Source organism: Methylobacter sp. Wu1, assembly GCF_036553575.1.
Lineage (GTDB): Bacteria > Pseudomonadota > Gammaproteobacteria > Methylococcales > Methylomonadaceae > Methylobacter.
In genome coordinates this window covers 100956-118009 of the sequence record NZ_JAZHOC010000055.1, presented here as the reverse complement: position 1 = coordinate 118009, position 17054 = coordinate 100956, and the positions used below count along the sequence as shown (strand labels likewise).

Genomic DNA, 17054 nt, shown 5'->3' with positions numbered 1-17054 from the left:
TGCTGTTACGACTTTTCGACAAGTTAGGCCTGAGCAGAGATTGCGAAAAAATAGCCCAACTATTTGACGAATTCAGTGACTACGGGACGATTGCCGCATAAAAGTGTCCGAACTATTGGCGTAGCTGTAGTTGGCTTTATCCAGGGCAATGATGTTATAAGCGCCATAGAATGGACCGAAAAACGAAACTTTCAGGCGCCCAACATCAGGCGATTCAACAAAGTAAGCCTTGCCTTCGGCCGATTGGCGCTGGCCGGCCTCGGCATTGAAGCCGCTGTTCAGCACGCTGACGCCGCCATCGTCTCTGAGGCTGTATTCGGCCGTGACATCGGTCAGGCCGCGTTCAAAGCTGTGGTCGAGGCGGGCAATTTCATACCATTTGCCGAGGTATCGGTTGAGTTCGAAGCCGGTGACGGGTTTGACGCCGGACGGCAGGCCGGTGCAGCCGGAAACCAGCATCAGTAGCAGCAGGGGTAAGTAAGGCATAGTTGAATCTCCGGATCTTAGTGAATGTGCTGAAACAGCGCTTTGGCCTGTTGGCTGCGCTGGGCGTGATCGATGATCGGCGCCGGATAATCGCCCGGCTGCGCCTGCTTGTACCATCGATGGATAACCGCGGCAGGGAAGGGCCGCAGTTCGGGCAGCCAGTGCTTGATGTAAACGCAATCGGCATCGAATTTCTGCTGCTGCAGCCAGGGATTGAAAATGCGGAAATACGGTTGCGCATCGCAGCCGGTCGAGGCTGCCCACTGCCAGTTGCCGTTGTTCACACAGGGATCGTAATCGATCAGGTGCTGGGCAAAATAGCGCTCGCCCCACTGCCAGCCGATATGCAGGTCTTTGATCAGGAACGAAGCGGTCAGCAAGCGCACGCGGTTGTGCATCCAGCCGGTTTCATTCAGCTGCCGCATGCCTGCATCGATAATCGGAAAGCCGGTTAGGCCACGGGTCCAGGCTTCGAATTCATCGGGATCATTGCGCCAGGCAATCGCATCGAATTGCCGGTGAAAAGCCTGACCGAAAACATGCGGAAAATGAAAGGCAATATGGGTAAAAAAATCGCGCCAGTATAGTTGCCTGAGTAAAGGATGTTCGTCGCCCAGGGCTTCCACAATGCCGTAGTAAGCCTCCCGTATCGAGCAACAGCCGAATTTCAGATAGGCCGACAGGCCGGTCGTCGCTGCCAGAGCAGGAATATCGCGTTGCCGGGCATAGTCACGGCACTGATCCATGCAGTTCAACAGTGCCGATGCAACCTTGCGTCCGCCTTGCAGTACATTATGATGCGGCTTTTTAAACGTACTGATCAGCTCAGGATGACTATTAGTAGCCGTTGGCTTGATTAGCGTTCCGGAGCTTAAGGATTGCGGCAGCGTGACAGAAAACTGCCGGGCCCGCTTATGAAACGGCGTAAATATCAGGTAGGGTTTTTGGTTGTCTTTAAGGACTTGTTCCGGCTCGGTCAATAACAGGTCGCCGGCGCTATGGAAATCAAGCCCAAGCTGCCGGCACCGTTGTTGCAGCCGGGCATCGCGCCGCAGGCTGAACGGCGTGTAATCGCGATTGACGAAGACGGCTTCGATCGATTCGTTGATTTGCAGCTGGCTAATCACATTTTCAGGCAAGTCATGAAAACAATACAAGTCGCCGCCCTGTTCGGCGATTTGCTGTTGCAGGTCTTCCAAAGCCTGCAGCATAAACTGCAAGGCCGGCTGGCTCTGATATGGATGCGGTTCTATCTGTCGGGGATCGAAAATGAAAGCCGGCAGAACCTGTTCGGATTGGGCCAGCGCCGCGTTCAGGCCGGTATTGTCGAACAGGCGTAAGTCACGGCGAAAGATGAACAGGGATTTTCGATAGCGCGGCATGTGATGAACCTATGCTTTAGGTAAAAAGTTGAGCTGATCTCTGCTGCATTTAGAGGTTTGGCGGCCAAAATAGTTTTTGGCGAATAAAAAGCACTGCTTGCCGGCCGGCATATGAAAGTCCGGAGCGGATCGGGCCGCCGCATTAGTCAGCAAATGATTCGAATCATGGACAAGCCGGCAAAATAACCGAAAATCGTTAAGGCGGGCCCGTATCATCAAATGCATGAGCCCATGAGCGCTTTATTTGATACAGATTGCATCCGGAGGTTGTCTGCATGTCAAAAACCTATCGCTCCGTTCCCAAAGGGCTCGCTTTGGCCTGGCTGTTGTCTCTGTGCTGCGCCGCTGCCATGGCCGAAGAGAGTTTCCTGAAGCAGCGCCAGGAGATGATCGATGTCATCAAGCTCGGCGTCAGGGGGAGTCAGCGGTTTCTCGACAAGGGCGCGCTCGATGAAAAAGTGCTGGATGCCATGCTCAAAGTGCCGAGGCATGAGTTTGTGCCGGAAGATCAGATCCCTTACGCCTATGACAACAGGCCGCTGCCTATCGGTTACGGGCAAACCATTTCCCAGCCTTATATCGTGGCGGTCATGACCGATCTGCTGAACCTTGAGAAAGGCGACCGGGTGCTGGAAATCGGCACCGGCTCAGGCTATCAGGCCGCCATCCTGGCCGAGCTGACCGATGCGGTATTTACCATAGAAATTATCGAGGGGCTGGGCCGGCAGGCAAAGGAACACTTGAAGAAGCAGGGATACAGCAATGTGCAGACACTGATCGGGGACGGCTATTACGGCTGGCCGTCCGAGTCGCCTTTCGATGCGATAGTCGTCACCGCCGCGGCCAGCCACATTCCGCCGCCGCTGATCAAGCAGCTGAAACCGGGGGGGCGCATGATCATACCGGTTGGCAGCCGCTTCATGGTGCAGCATCTGGTGCTGGTGATCAAGGATGCGGACGGCAAGGTAACGACCCGGCAGATCCTGCCGGTTTCCTTTGTGCCGCTGACCGGTGAGCACTAAATGACCGAAGCAAAACCGGCCCGCTCCTACCTGTTGGCGATAGCCATTATCTCGGCGTCCGCGCTGGCGTATGAGGTATTGCTGATGCGCCTGTTCTCGATCATCCAGTGGCACCATTTCGCCTATATGATCATCAGTCTGGCGCTGCTCGGGTATGGCGTCAGCGGCGTCTTTCTGGCGCTGAACCGCGATGCGCTGCAGCGCCGGTTCCCGGCCGCGGTCACGGCCAACATTTTGTTGTTCAGTTTTTCGGGGCCTGTCTGCTTCGCCCTGGCTCAGATGATTCCCTTCAATCCCGAAGAGATTCTGTGGGCGCCGATACAATTGTTCTATTTACTTTTACTGTATCTGCTGCTGATGTTGCCGTTCTTTTTTGCGGCCAATGTGATCGGTCTGTCTTTTTATCATTACCAGACCCGCGTGTCGTTTGTTTATGGGGCGGACCTGCTTGGCGCCGGTTCCGGCAGCATCGGCATTATCCTGTTGCTGTTCCTGCTGTTTCCCGAAAAGATACTGACCGTTTTGGCCGTGCTGGGCATTGCGGCGGCGGTCATCGTGTCGCATTACAGTTTTCGGGCGCAGCCGGAAGAGACGAAATTCCGGTTCAGTGCCGGCATTATTGTTGGTTTGGCGGCGACTGTGGCGATGACCGGCTGGCTTAGGCTGAATGTTTCGCCGTACAAAGGCGAGAGCCAGATGCTGAGAGTGCCGGGCACGAAAGTCATCGATCGCTATTCCAGTCCGTTGGGCTTGATAGATGTGGTAAAAAGCGCCATTACGCCGCTGCGCCACGCGCCGGGGTTGAGCCTCAATGCCACGACCGAACCGCCCGAACAGCTGGCCGTCTTTACCGACGCCGACAATATGACCGCGATCGACCGTTACGACGGCAATCCGGAAACGTTAAGTTATCTGGACCAGACCACTTCGGCACTGCCTTATCATCTGCGCTCGCTGCAGAATATCCTGATCCTGGGGGCGGGCACCGGCAGCGATATCCTGCAGGCGCATTATCACACCGTTCAGCGTATCGATGCGGTTGAACTCAATCCGCAGGTAGTCGGCCTGGTCGAGAAAAAATACGCCGATTTCGCAGGCCGTATTTACCAGAATCCGCATGTCAGCCTGCACATAGGCGAGGCGCGCGGATTTGTGGCTACCAGCAATGAACGCTACGACCTGATCAACATTTCCCTGCTGGATGCGTTCGGGGCCTCGGCGGCGGGGCTTTATGCGCTGTCCGAGAGTTATCTTTATACCGAACAGTCGATACAGGCTGATCTGCGGCATCTGTCGCCGGACGGCTATCTGAGCATCACCCGCTGGATCAAGATGCCGCCGCGGGATACGTTAAAACTGCTGGCGACGGTCGTGAATGCGTGCAAGGCGTTAAAGATAAAAGATCCCGAGCAGCGTATTGTGCTGATCCGCAGCTGGCAGACTAGCACGCTGCTGATTAAAAACGGGCCTTTTTCAGATCAGGAAATCAGTAATCTCAAGCAGTTCAGCAGCGAACGCAGTTTCGACCTGGCTTATTATCCCGGCATCAAGCCCGAAGAGATCAATCGCTTCAATATCTTGTCGCAGCCGTATTTCTATCAGGCGGCAACAGCCCTGTTGGGTGCTGGCGGCGAAGCTTTCATAGATGATTACAAATTCAATATCGAACCGGCGACGGACGATCGGCCTTACTTCTTCCATTTTTTCAAATGGAAGACCCTGCCGGAGATTGTGCCGTTATTAGGGCAGGGCGGCATGTCGCTGCTGGAAAGCGGTTATCTGTTGCTGGTCGCCGCATTGCTGCAGGCTGTGCTGGCCAGCCTGGTTCTGATTGCGCTGCCGCTGGTCCTGGGCAAAGACAGACTGGGCATAAAATCCGGCATCCAGGGCTATCGGCAGGTTGTGGTTTATTTTGTCTGTCTGGGTCTGGCTTTTTTCTTTATTGAAATAGCCTTCATCCAGAAATTCATCCTGATTCTGCATCATCCGATTTATGCCGTTACGGCGGTATTGTGTACGTTTTTGCTCAGCGCCGGCGCGGGCAGCCTGTTTTCAAAAAGATTATGCGATCACAAAGCAAAATCGATGGTTCGATGGCCGGTAGCCGGTATTGCCTTGTTCAGTGCGATCTATATCCTTGGTTTTGAAGCCTTGACCGGCTTCTTGCTGGAATTGGGCGGCAGCAGCCGGCTGGTGTTTTCGATATTGCTGATCGCGCCGCTGGGCTTTTTCATGGGCATGCCGTTTCCGATGGGGATGGACAGCCTCGGACGGACCGCGCCGGCGCTGATTCCATGGGCCTGGGGCATCAATGGCTGCGCCTCCGTCATCAGCGCCATACTGGCGACGCTGATCGCCATGCAATTCGGTTTTACCGTACTGGTTTTTATGGCCCTGCTGCTGTATGTGGCTGCGGCGTTCAATTTTCCGTGAATGAAGGCAAGCGCTTTTTCCCCGCCTGACATTAAATTTGATCTTGGCATCCGACTCGCCCTCTGCAATAAATTCATCAATGGTTCAGATTTGCGGTACTATGTTACTGTTTCAGATCATTATTTACTGAGAGTGAGACTCATGCGAAACAAAGCAATTTTATTCGGTTCCTTGTTGATGGCGTCCGGCGCGGCGCTGGCTGGAGATAGTTTACTGGAAGCGGTGACCAAACAATTGGCAGTCGATGCCGCTAACTCGGCGGAGCCGGAGAAGGCCAAAAGGGCGGCTGAAGCCCAGCAGCTACTGCAGCAAGCTCAGCAGTTAAAAGAGAATGTTAAAAATACGCCGAAAGCCGTTAAAGAGCAGACGCTGGATGCGGCAAAGGAAACGGCCAGGCAAAGGCTGGAGCAGGCCAAGCCCGAACAAATCAAAGCCATAGAGGACGGTGCGGCAACCGTACAGCAACTGAAAGTTCAGGTTGAAAACGCGCCTCAGACTACCGAACAGGCTGCCGAGGCGGCCAAGACCAAAGCCAAGCAGAAAGCCGCCGAGAAGGTGCTAGAATTTTTGCGCTGATTGTTGTCATCAGATTTACTACGAACAGAAAGGCCGGTTTATCCGGCCTTTTTTATTTGGCAATAAGGTCGGCGTCATGCTGAAAAACGTCAGACTAAGCATTGTCTGGCCGTGAAATCGGCTCAGGCAATGACACAGCCCTATCTGCCCACTTTGATAAATTGGCAAGACTCGCATTGATCAATAAAACAGCAAAAAACCATAGGATATACAATGAATATCCGTTAAATCAGGGGGTTACGAATAGCTTTTTTTATTGATGAGAATGAGTATATAATCCAAAGATCAAGTAGAGGCTATCTAAATTATGAACATCTCAAAGCCCTCAGCAGGCATGGGGATAAATCAGCGCCATCAGGTTTTTACACTAGAAGTCTCTTAAGCTTATCTGGAAATTGCAACGAGAAAATTTCAAGGGAAATCCCGTTTTAGTTCATGGGGCTTGTTTCAGCGCAGATTCGTCATCATAAGTCAGAATCGCAGCGTCTCCAGAGTTACAAACAGCCGGCCAATCGATTATCTGCGGTTAAAGCTTGCAGAATGTTTTTTAATTCGATTGCAAGTATTTGCCGCCAAATCAATTTCATAGCCTCTTGCTCAGGAGGTTATATCGTTTTTATGGAAGTAAGGGATATTGCTTCTCCAAGCAATAGCATTTCAAGGACCGATCTCGCAGGGAAATTTACGCACAATAACAATAAACGCAACGCGAAACGCATTGCATAAGCGACTATGGAGATATCATGAGCATGCAAAATAAGAAATATGAGGCGGTTATCATCGGCAGCGGCTTCGGCGGGGCTATCAGCTGCTGTCGGCTGGCGCAAAAATGGAAGGGCCAGGTATTACTTCTGGAGCGCGGGAAGCGCTATCCGATGGGATCGTTCCCGCGCTCACCTCATGATATAGCGGCCAATTTCTGGAATCTGCCCGATGATCGGGCGCAACGCCCCGATCCCATCAAAAAGCGCGATTTGCGCGGGCTGTTCGATGTCCGTACATTCGACCGCATGGATACCGTGGTCTGTGCCGGACTGGGCGGCGGCTCCCTGATTTATGCCAATGTATTTCTTGAGCCGCCGGAACAGGTATTCGAACGACAATGGCCGAAATCACTCAATAAAGCCTTCCTGCAGCCGTATTATGACGTTGCCAAGTCCGTGCTGGGAGCACGTCCGATTCCGTCATGGAGCGATGAACCGCGCCGCCGCGTCATCCGCACTGAACTGTTCCAGCAATTTGCCCAGAATCAAGGACGTGATTCAAAACTGGCCGATCTTTGCGTATTCTTCGGCAACGACTTCCAACAGCCGACTCAGATCGGGCTCCAAGAAAAAAACCGCTATGGCGCCGTGCAGACTTCATGCACTTACTGCGGAGAATGCGACGTAGGCTGCAATACCCATTCAAAAAATACCCTCGATCTCAATTATCTTTACGTCGCCGAGCATGTGCATAAAGCGCAGATACAAACCGATTGTCTGGCGGAGAAAATCGTGCCGCTGAATGAACGGGGCGAGGAGGATTCTACCGCCAATGGCGCGCATGGTTACCGCGTGTATTATCGCCATCTCGACGATGGCCCTGCTTACGTCGATACCCAGCGCATCGTGATTTCCGCCGGTACGCTGGGCTCCGCCGAGCTGCTGCTGCGCTGCCGCGATGAACACGGCACGCTGCCTCGCCTCAGCCAGCAGCTGGGCAAGCGTTTTTCCGGCAATGGCGACTTTCTGTCATTCGTTGTGGACGGGAAAACTCCGGCTAATCCCAATTATGGGCCGGTGATTACCCAGTACACTGATTACAATCTGTTCAAACAGCATGATCCCGACCGGGCCTTCGTGCTGGAGGACGCCAGCTATCCGGCGTTTGCGGCATGGCTCGTGGAAGGCTTGCAGCCGAGCCTGAATCCGATCGGCATGCTGAAAAGAATAGGGCGTATCCTGGAAACACTGTGGAATTATATCTGGCAAAACCTGAGCGGGGGCAAGTGGACAGGGTCCGTAGGCAATTTGCTCTACCAGGTGCTCAAGGACGATGTGTCCTACCGCAGCAGCGTCTTATTGTGCATGGGGCTGGATAAAGGGGACGGCGTACTGGCGCTCAAAAACGGCAGACTGGACCTGGACTGGCCCCAAACGACCAGCATGCCATTGTATGAGGCCATTCTCGACGCCGGCAGAAAATTCAAGTCGTTCGTCAAGTCCTGGCTGTTTACGGCGTTGCCCACCTGGAACTGGCCGATGCGCAACAACGTCACCGTGCACTCGCTGGGCGGCTGTATTCTTGCCGACAGTCCGGAGCAGGGCGTCGTCAGCGCCAATGAACACGACCGCGGCCAGGTTTTTGGCTATCAAGGGTTGTATATTGCAGATGGCTCGGTGCTGCCCAGCGCCGTTGGTTCTAACCCGATAGCGACGATTTCAGCCGTATCGGAATGGATCGCCGAAGGTATTACCGGCCTTAAACCCACCGATGACCTCGGTATCAACCAACGCTAAGCCACAGGAATATCCGTCATGAATACGAATACACAAGCTCCTATTGCCTTTCAATTCACTGAGGAGATGAAGGGCTATCTCGCCGCCGGTCAGACCTCTTTCGACGATGGTTACAAGCAAGGACAGGCCGACGACTCCTACTTCATGTTCCATCTGACGATCAAGACTGACGATGTGGATCAGTTTCTGGCGTCGCCGGAGCATCGGGCGCAGGCGATCGGTTATGTCGAGGGCGATCTGGTCGGCGGACGCCGTCCGGTGCTGCTCGGCGTATTTAACCTGTTCGTGGATACCAGCGATAGAAACCGCAAGGAAATGCGCTACCGGCTGTTTTTCGAGAATGCTGAAGGCAAACCATTCACGCTGAGCGGCTTCAAAAGTATACAGAACGACGTCGGTCCGGATGTGTGGGGCGACACCACGACCTTGTTCACCAATCTTTATCAGGGCCATTTACAGGCGGATCAGGAAGCCGGCGCGACACCTTACGCCTCCGGCATTCTGCACATTCAGCTGGCCGATTTCATGCACCAGCTGACCACGATGCGCGCCGATGCGCCCACCCTTCCGGCTCGGCTGGGTGCAGTGGAGCGTTTCGGCCGGTTCTTTTTCGGTGCGCTCTGGGAAACCTACGCGCCGTCACTGATGCCAAAGGCAGGCGCCTTCGAACGCGAGATTCCGCTTTATACCACGGAAGGGGTGCACGGCGCCGAGATCACCACGCACCCTTTCACTACGGCCGATGGCTTAGGCTTGAGCCTTCTGCGTTTCCAGAAGGCGCCCTGCGACGATGTCGTAGTCATCATTCACGGTCTGACCACGTCCAGCGACATGTTCATCATGCCGGAACATTACAACCTGGTGCAGTACCTCCTGGACAACAATTTCACCGATGTCTGGACCTTGGATTACCGGATGAGTAACCGGTATTCCTATAACCTGCACCGCAATCGCTACAACATGGACGACATCGCCCAGTACGACCATCCTGCGGCCATTGCTGCGGTGCGCCGGGCCGTCGGCGAGGGGCGGCGCATCCACGTTATCTGCCATTGTCTGGGGTCGGTGTCGTTCATGATGAGTCTGTTCGGCAAGTCAGTCACCGGTATCCGCAGTGTCATCGCCAACAGCGTATCGCTGACGCCGCGCGTGCCGGCCTGGTCGAAAATCAAGCTTAACGCAGGCCCTTTCCTATGCGATTATCTGCTCAGCGTCGAGTACATCAATCCTTACTGGCGGCGCGAGCCGGGCTGGTCGTTGGGAAAAGCCCTCGGCTGGCTGATTTCCGCCTTCCATCGTGAATGCGACTCACCTGAATGCCATGTACTGAGCTTCATGTGGGGCACGGGTTTTCCGGCCTTGTACAACCACGACAATCTGCTGGATGTCACCCACCGGCGCGGAGGCGACTTGTACGGCGGCGTCGGCGTGCATTACTACCGGCATGTGCTCAAGATGGTGAACGCCAATAATACGGCCGTAAAGTTCGAGACCGGCAATCCCAAGTATCAAAACCTGCCCGACGATTACTTCGCTTATGCGGACGAGATCGAAACGCCGGTGCTGTTCATGACCGGCCAGCAGAACCGCGTGTTCACCGACTCCAACATCGTCTGCCATGAGCGTTTGGAAAAAATCGTTCCAGGCCGGCACCAATTGCAGGTATTTCCCAACTATGGCCATCAGGATGTGTTTATGGGCAAGAATGTCCATGTGGATATTTTTCCGCGCCTTCTGGAATTCCTGGAAAGTCAGAGAAATTAGGAGATCATCGTCATGAGCACCATCCCTGCCGAAAAAACTGATCTGCCTAAAGGGTTCTATCTGCTGAAAGAAGCCGGTTTTTCCGATCCGGATGAGCCAAACCGTCCCAACCGGTTATGTATCTGTTTCAGCGATTTGCATTTCACTGACGGCACCGTGGGCAACCAGAGCGCTGACGATGTCGTCTGGGAAGAGGTTTTCGACAACATCGTCGATCTCTGCGGGCATTTCAATATTGATGAACTGACCATTGTACTGGTGGGCGATGTGGTCGACATGATCCGCACCCAGCGATGGGCCGAACACGGCGTATATCCCTGGCAGCGCCAAGATCCTCAATTCAAAACGATCTTGCACGAGATTCTGCAGGGCATCATAGAAATCCACACCCGGCCGCGAACGCCCGGCGAGAAAACCGGTTTTTTCCATTTGCTCAAGGAGTTTCAAGGCTCACCCGAACAATATTCCTTTAAAAGTGAAAAGCACGAAAATAAGCCTTGCCGGGCAAAGGTCAGGACGCTGGTTCTGTTCGGAAATCATGACAAGGAAATCCTCGCCGACGGCGAGGCGCTGAAACTGTTTTACGAAAAGTGTCTCAATCAGCCTGTGGAAACCCTGTCGGATGATTACCGGCGTTGGATCGGCAAGATGTATTTCGATAATGAAAACCATTATTTCGATCTCAGCAGCGTTCCCTGGCTGCCGTTTTATTGGGCGGATCGTGGATTCCGGCTGCTTGTGACCCACGGCCAATGGCGGGATCAAGACAACAGCCGCTCTTTCAGCGTTCAAGGTCCGGAGCCTGGCTGGACTGTCGGGGACGGCTGGCAGCTCGATTTATGGCGGAGCATGGCCTATAAACCGTTCACCGAAGCTTGTTTCGGCGATACGGTCGCCGCCGGATTATTGTCGGGATTCATTTTCCGCGCGAAGAAAAGATTGGCCGCAATGGAAATAGATTTGCACGCGCTGAATCCGGATCAGGAAAAAAGCATCCGCCGGCTGGAGAAGGTTCTGGAAGAGCTGGATCTTTACCGGCCTACCTTTACGGCGATACAACGCATTATTGAGGAGACGCAGAAACTCAGAAAGGAGGATAAATGCCTAAGTCAGGTCAGAAAGATCATTGAAGACGAATTGCTGAATTCGGTCCATGGCTGGCTCAGCTGGGACTTTACATTTGACAGTGCCCCAGCGACACGCCGCTGGATACTGCGCACTGCCAAGCCGGTCATGAATGTGCTGAAGCTGCTCAACGCCAGGATCGAGCTGGGATTCATCTACGTGGTCATGCGATTATTGGCCAAATTGCAGAAGTGGCAACGGTCTGCGCCTTCTTATAAGGAAATGTTGGCGTTTCCGTCATTTCTGGACGAATACCGCAATTACGGTTTCCGTATTCACGGCGAAGGACATACCCACATTCCCTTAGAGGAGGAATTGGATTTTGATATGCCGGAGAAGTCGCAGAACTATACCTATATCAATTTCGGCACCTGGCGCGATCAAATGTTGCCCAAGCAGAAGCAAGGGTATCGGCGCCGGGGGATCGGACGGGCTTTGATACTGTTCGATAAAGCCGCTGAAAGCCCAAACGGTCCGCGCAATTTCTCTTACTGGGTTCAGGATCTTGTAAGCTGGGGGGATCGTCAGGATAAACTATAACTGATGTTATGCACGGGTGGTTTTATCCCGTTTGCCGCGCTGCGCACCGCAGCTTTTAGCGGCTGGCAGGCTCATTTGGAGTCTTCCAATCTTCGTAGGGTACGCATCGCGTACCTTTCCAGACTTGTGGTGTACCGAAAAGCCCTGAACAGGTACGCGGTGCGTACCCTACCGTGGATTTTGCCTTGATCTTGGCAAAGCAGGGGGGAGGCTGGGTTGCTAAACCCAGCATTTCGGAGCTGCCCATGCCGGGTTTCCGCATTATTAAAAGTGAGGCGCACAAAGGCGAAGCGCATCCAAAACGCTTATTTTACCGCATCAGGCTGATTTTCAGGCGCGGCATTCAGGAAAGCGGACTGCTGCATGCAGTTTTCATAAATATGGCTGATCAGCGGGAATTCATGCATCGGGCAGTTAAAGCGCAAGGCGTTGTAAACCTGCGGAACCAGAAACACATCGGCCATGCCAGGACCGTTGCCCAGGCAGGACAGGCCATTGCAGTCATGCTGTTCCAGCAGCAGTTCCATGGCCGAAAAGCCTTTCTGAATCCAATGGCAATACCAGGCGTGCTGCGCATCATCGTAATTCAGCGTCTCCTTGAGATATTGCAGCACGCGTAGATTGTTCAGCGGATGGATGTCGCAGGCGATCAGCTGTACCAATGAGCGCATATAGGCGCGGTCAACGGCCGACTTGGGCAGTAATGCAGGGGTTGGGTAAACTTCTTCCAGGTATTCGACAATCGCCGAGGACTGAGCCAAAACGGTGCCTCCATCGATCAAAGTCGGCACCAGACCTTGGGGATTGATTTTCAGATAATCCTCACGGTGTTGTTCGCCGCCGTCTCTCAACAGATGCACGGGGCGGATTTCATAATCGATCCGTTTGATGTTCAGCGCAATCCGTACCCGGAACGAGGCAGAGCTTCTGTAATAGCTGTACAAGATTATGGACATGGCTTGACGACCTGCTCGATAGCACCAAAAATGGACTGTCCCTGCGGGGTCAACATCTCTATTCTTACCCGATCGCCATAACGCATGAACGGCGTCACGGCCGTACCGGACTCAATGATTTCAACGACACGCTTCTCTACAAGGCACGAATGTCCGGCCGATAGGTCATAATTGCTGACCGTGCCCGAGCCGACAATCGTGCCGGCGCCCAGGCACCGCGTTTTGGCGGCATGGCTGATCAATCGCGCAAAATCGAACTGCATGTCGGCGCCGGCATCGGCCTGGCCGAATAACTGATTATTCCAGTGTACGGTCAGCGGCCGATGCAGTTTATTGTCCTGCCAGGCGCCATCCAGTTCATCAAGCGTCACGGCGACAGGCGAGAAGGCGCTGGCCGGCTTGCCGTGCAGAAAGCCGAATCCCTTGGCTAATTCCCCTGGAATCAGGTTGCGCAACGATACGTCATTGACCAGCGTAATCAGCTGGATATGGGCGGCGGCATCAGCCGCCGAGACACCCATCGGTACGTCATCGGTAATGACGGCGACTTCGGCTTCAAAATCGATGCCGTAATCCTCACTGGCGGCAACGATAGCCTCATGCGGGCCGAGCAATGTATCGGAGCCGCCCTGATACATCAGCGGGTCGTCGAATAAACTGGGCGGCAAAGGTACGCCTCTGGCTTTGCGCACACGCTCGACATGGCTCAGGTAAGCGCTGCCGTCCAGCCATTGATAAGCTCTGGGCAACGGAGCGGCCATTTGCTCCGGTTCAAACGGCATGGAGGCGCAGGCGCCGCTGTTCAGCAGTTGATACACAGCTTCCAGCCTGGGCCTGATGTCACGCCAGTCGTCCAGCGCCGCCTGCAGCGTCAAGGCGATATCGGGCACCATGACGCAGCGTGTCAGCTGCCTGTCGACGACAATCAGCGTGCCATCCCGATATCTTGTTTTAAGCGTGCCCAGTTTCATTTCCAGGAATCCACGTACTCGGGCCATTCGACAGCGGCGGCCTGCTCGGATACGGTCAGCGCATCGCGAGTATCGACCATGACGGCCACCTCATCGGTCATGCCGCTGCGCTTGCTGTCGGCGTTCTTTAGCGCTTTCGGGTGCGGGCCGTGCGGAATGCCGCTCGGATGCAGCGTCAGCATGCCCGGATAAATATGATCCCGGGAGAAAAACTGGCCGTAATGGTAAAAAATCAACTCGTCATAGTCGTCGTTGCTGTGGAAGAACGGCACATTCAGGACATGGGGATCGGACTCGAACGGCCGCGGCACAAACGTGCAGACGACGAAACGGCTGGCGACAAACGTGCTGTGCGCCGACGGCGGCACATGATAGCGATGGCTCATCAACGGCCTGATATCGAGCCAGTTCAGGCGCACCGGCATCAGCGTGCCGTGCCAGCCGACCGCATCCAGCGGGTTGAATGGGTAGGTGATGGTGCTCAATTGCTGCCGGCGCTTGACGATGACGCGCCATTCCTCGTTATCCTGCTGGTCGATAAAGGCGTCATCGATGGCCGGCGCGTCCAGCACGGCCGGGTCGAAAATCGCCTGCTGGCTGACCAGGCCTTTGTCCGGCAGCTGGTAGCTGTCATTGGTGGCCTCGATCATCAGTGCCTGGATCGGTTCCATCACGTTCATGCGCCATTGCGTGCCGCGCGGCAGCATCAGGTAGTCGCCTTCGCGGAAACTCAAATGGCCGTAATCGCAGAACAGATCGCCTGAGCCCTGATGGATAAAAATCAGTTCATCGCCGTCGGCGTTGCGCACCAAATGATCCATGCTGGTCTGCAATTTCAAAAAACGGATCTGCACATGGGCATTGCTGAACAGCAGGCTCGCATGCCAGGGGCAATCGGTAAGCGAGGCCAATTTCTTCGCATCGAAGGCGCGCGGCCGCAGAGGGCCTTCGATCGATTTCCAGCCTGTGGGCGGGTGGCGATGGTGCATTTGCGTCGCCGGCCCGTAAAAGCCTTCCTTGCCCAGTTCGCGTTCGAAGGTGCCGGCCGGCAGGTCGGCATGCGCCTGCCGTGAGGCGCGTCCTTCTGTTTTGGGTATGCGTATCCAGCTCATCAGATGACTCCGCGTTTGATCTGGTCGAGTTCAATCGCTTCGAAAAGCGCCTGAAAATTGCCTTCGCCAAAGCCTTCATTGCCTTTTCTTTGAATGATCTCAAAGAAGATCGGCCCGATGACGGTATTGGTGAAAATTTGCAGCAATAGGCCGATGCCGCGCTCCGGCGAGCCATCGATCAGTATGCGGTCGCGTCGCAGCCGCTCCAGGTCTTCTTCGTGGCCCGGCACGCGCCGGTCAACGGCCTCGTAGTAAGTATCGGGCACATCCATAAAGCCAATGCCGTTGGCGCGCAGTTGTTCCACGGTGGCGTAGATGTCATTGGTATGCAGGGCGATATGCTGAATCCCTTCGCCATGATAGGCATCCAGGTATTCCTGAATCTGGGATTTGGGATCGGTCGGCTCATTGACCGGAATGCGTATCTTGCCGCAAGGGCTGACCATGGCCCTGGACTTTAAACCGGTGGCTTTGCCGTGAATATCGAAATAGCGGATTTCGCGGAAATTGAATAACCGCTGGTAAAACTCGGCCCATTTGTCCATGCCGCCATGGTAGACATTATGGGTCAGATGATCGATGTCGGTAAGCCCGAGGCCGGCAGGTTTTAACTCGACGTTTTCAAACGGCACGAAATCGACATCGTAAATGGAATGATCGCCGTAACGGTCTACGAAATAGATCAGGCTGCGGCCAATGCCCCGGATGGCTGGAATATTCAGTTCCATAGGTCCGACATCGCTGCGCTGGGGTTCCGCGCCGAGGCTAATCACGTGGGCCAGGCATTCGGCGGCATCCTTGACGCGAATCGCGAACGCGCAAATGGACGGGCCGTGCACTTTGGCAAAAGCCTGGGCAAAACTGCTGGGTTCGTGATTGATAATAAAATTGATATTGCCCTGCCGGTACAGTACGACATCCTTGGACCGATGCCGAGCGATGGCGGTAAAGCCCATCTGCATAAACAGATTTTCCAGCTCTCGGGTGTCGGGCGCTGTATATTCCACAAACTCAAAACCATCAGTGCCGACGGGATTGGATGCACTATTCATGGCACTATCTCCCTCGCAATCTATACACCCTAAGATTAACTTAAGTGCCATTAGTTTCCAGGCCACCTGATGCTGTTGTGGTGTGCAACTTATCTCATAGAGATTTAGTCTTAGGTGACAACCACTTTAATATTCAGAGGTGCATCATGCGAGACGTTGCTTGCGAATCGTTGAAAAGCCTTGCACAACAACACCATATCGAAGGATTGAGCCTGTCGTCCCTGGCGGCTCTCAGTGAACACCAAATCGGGTATTCAATCGATAAAGCCAGGCAGTTCCTGAAATTTCAGCAGCGCATTAATAAGGAACTGCTTCAGCACCGGGTGATCATGCACAATCCCTATACGCTATGGTTTGAACAAGGCGACCAAAACCTGAACCAGATTAAAGCGTTTATCGTTCAGTTTTCCGTATTTTCCAACCAGTTCCTGATCGCTCAACTCAACAAGATGATTCATGCCGATACGCTGGAAACCATGCGGGCATCGAAAGAAATCCTGGCCAACGAACTGGGCGTCAGCTTCAAATCCACTGTGCAAAAAACCGATGATCATGATCTGGGGTCTACCGACGGCAGCATAGAAGGCAGTACATTTCATTTTTCCGCAGGCCATTTTGAATGGTTATATGCCATCGCCAAAAAGCTGGATCTGAATTTTGCCGATATAGGGCAGCCGAAACACGGCACTGATGCCACGCTGTTTTTCTGCAATGAATTAATCCGGCTATACGGCGGCGATAACTACCAGATTTCTCAGGCAGCCAGTTACGCGGTAGAAAACTGGGCCGCTGCCGGATTCTGGGGGCAATTGATCACTGGTTTTAAACGTTTCAGCGAGCGGACTGGCGTTAAGCTGCCCTTAGGCTTTTTTGTCTGGCACGATAAACTGGAAGCCCAGCATGCCACGCACACGCAGGAAGAACTGGAGGAACTCTATTTTACCCAGCAATTGGATGAAGACCAGTTCATTCATTACGGTTGTGAAATGCTTGATGGCGTTGCGGCATTTTGGGACGGGCTGGATGAGCAGCGGCGTGAATTGATGACTGCCCATTAGCAGTCATCAAGGGTCCCTAGACTGGACAAAATCTTTTGCTTTTATCTTTAGGTAGCTGCTCAACCGTACGATTTAT

Annotated in this window: 12 protein-coding genes and 1 pseudogene; 7 read left to right on the top strand and 6 right to left on the bottom strand. The window is 53.9% G+C overall.

What is annotated here, in order from left to right; translation table 11 throughout:
* Positions 1-117: 117 nt before the first annotated feature.
* Together V2P20_RS10870 and V2P20_RS10865 are read right to left on the bottom strand one after the other, a co-directional pair.
* Positions 118-459: pseudogene (locus tag V2P20_RS10870) on the bottom strand (lipocalin family protein); the annotation flags it as partial.
* A gap of 44 nt (positions 460-503) precedes the next feature.
* Positions 504-1868 (bottom strand): deoxyribodipyrimidine photo-lyase, encoded by a 1365-nt coding sequence (locus V2P20_RS10865; protein ID WP_331818208.1) that lies wholly within the window; start codon positions 1866-1868, stop codon positions 504-506.
* Between the two features lie 275 nt (positions 1869-2143).
* Here V2P20_RS10865 and V2P20_RS10860 point away from each other — a divergent pair, with 275 nt between their 5' ends.
* From V2P20_RS10860 to V2P20_RS10835, 6 genes are all read left to right on the top strand, one after another.
* Positions 2144-2890: a protein-L-isoaspartate(D-aspartate) O-methyltransferase gene (locus V2P20_RS10860; protein ID WP_331818207.1), complete on the top strand. Its 747-nt coding sequence runs from the start codon at positions 2144-2146 to the stop codon at positions 2888-2890.
* On the top strand, positions 2891-5323 hold the full coding sequence (locus tag V2P20_RS10855) for an SAM-dependent methyltransferase (protein ID WP_331818206.1): 2433 nt from the start codon (positions 2891-2893) through the stop codon (positions 5321-5323).
* A 141-nt stretch (positions 5324-5464) separates the two neighbouring features.
* Positions 5465-5899, top strand: coding sequence for a hypothetical protein (locus V2P20_RS10850; RefSeq protein ID WP_331818205.1), 435 nt, complete (start codon positions 5465-5467; stop codon positions 5897-5899).
* Positions 5900-6642: 743 nt separating this feature from the next.
* The gene (locus tag V2P20_RS10845) at positions 6643-8400 is read left to right on the top strand and encodes a GMC oxidoreductase (protein WP_331818204.1); all 1758 of its coding nucleotides are present in this window, start codon (positions 6643-6645) and stop codon (positions 8398-8400) included.
* Between the two features lie 18 nt (positions 8401-8418).
* Positions 8419-10164, top strand: a complete 1746-nt coding sequence (locus V2P20_RS10840; RefSeq protein ID WP_331818203.1) for an alpha/beta fold hydrolase — start codon at positions 8419-8421, stop codon at positions 10162-10164.
* Positions 10165-10176: 12 nt separating this feature from the next.
* Positions 10177-11829, top strand: coding sequence for a hypothetical protein (locus tag V2P20_RS10835; RefSeq protein WP_331818202.1), 1653 nt, complete (start codon positions 10177-10179; stop codon positions 11827-11829).
* Between the two features lie 305 nt (positions 11830-12134).
* On the opposite strand, the gene maiA is transcribed toward V2P20_RS10835, so the two are convergent.
* The 4 genes from maiA to hppD are packed head-to-tail and all read right to left on the bottom strand — an operon-like array spanning position 12135 to position 15920.
* Complete coding sequence (gene maiA / locus V2P20_RS10830) at positions 12135-12785, bottom strand: maleylacetoacetate isomerase (RefSeq protein WP_331818201.1); 651 nt, start codon at positions 12783-12785, stop codon at positions 12135-12137.
* On the bottom strand, positions 12776-13783 hold the full coding sequence (locus tag V2P20_RS10825; protein WP_331818200.1) for a fumarylacetoacetate hydrolase family protein: 1008 nt from the start codon (positions 13781-13783) through the stop codon (positions 12776-12778). Before V2P20_RS10825 ends, maiA begins: the two co-directional genes overlap by 10 nt.
* Complete coding sequence (locus V2P20_RS10820; protein WP_331818199.1) at positions 13753-14868, bottom strand: homogentisate 1,2-dioxygenase; 1116 nt, start codon at positions 14866-14868, stop codon at positions 13753-13755. The genes V2P20_RS10825 and V2P20_RS10820 overlap by 31 nt, the downstream gene beginning before the upstream one ends.
* Positions 14868-15920: a 4-hydroxyphenylpyruvate dioxygenase gene (hppD, locus tag V2P20_RS10815; protein ID WP_331818198.1), complete on the bottom strand. Its 1053-nt coding sequence runs from the start codon at positions 15918-15920 to the stop codon at positions 14868-14870. The genes V2P20_RS10820 and hppD overlap by 1 nt, the downstream gene beginning before the upstream one ends.
* A 146-nt stretch (positions 15921-16066) precedes the next feature.
* Here hppD and V2P20_RS10810 point away from each other — a divergent pair, with 146 nt between their 5' ends.
* Positions 16067-16978, top strand: coding sequence for a hypothetical protein (locus V2P20_RS10810; protein ID WP_331818197.1), 912 nt, complete (start codon positions 16067-16069; stop codon positions 16976-16978).
* Positions 16979-17054: the final 76 nt, after the last annotated feature.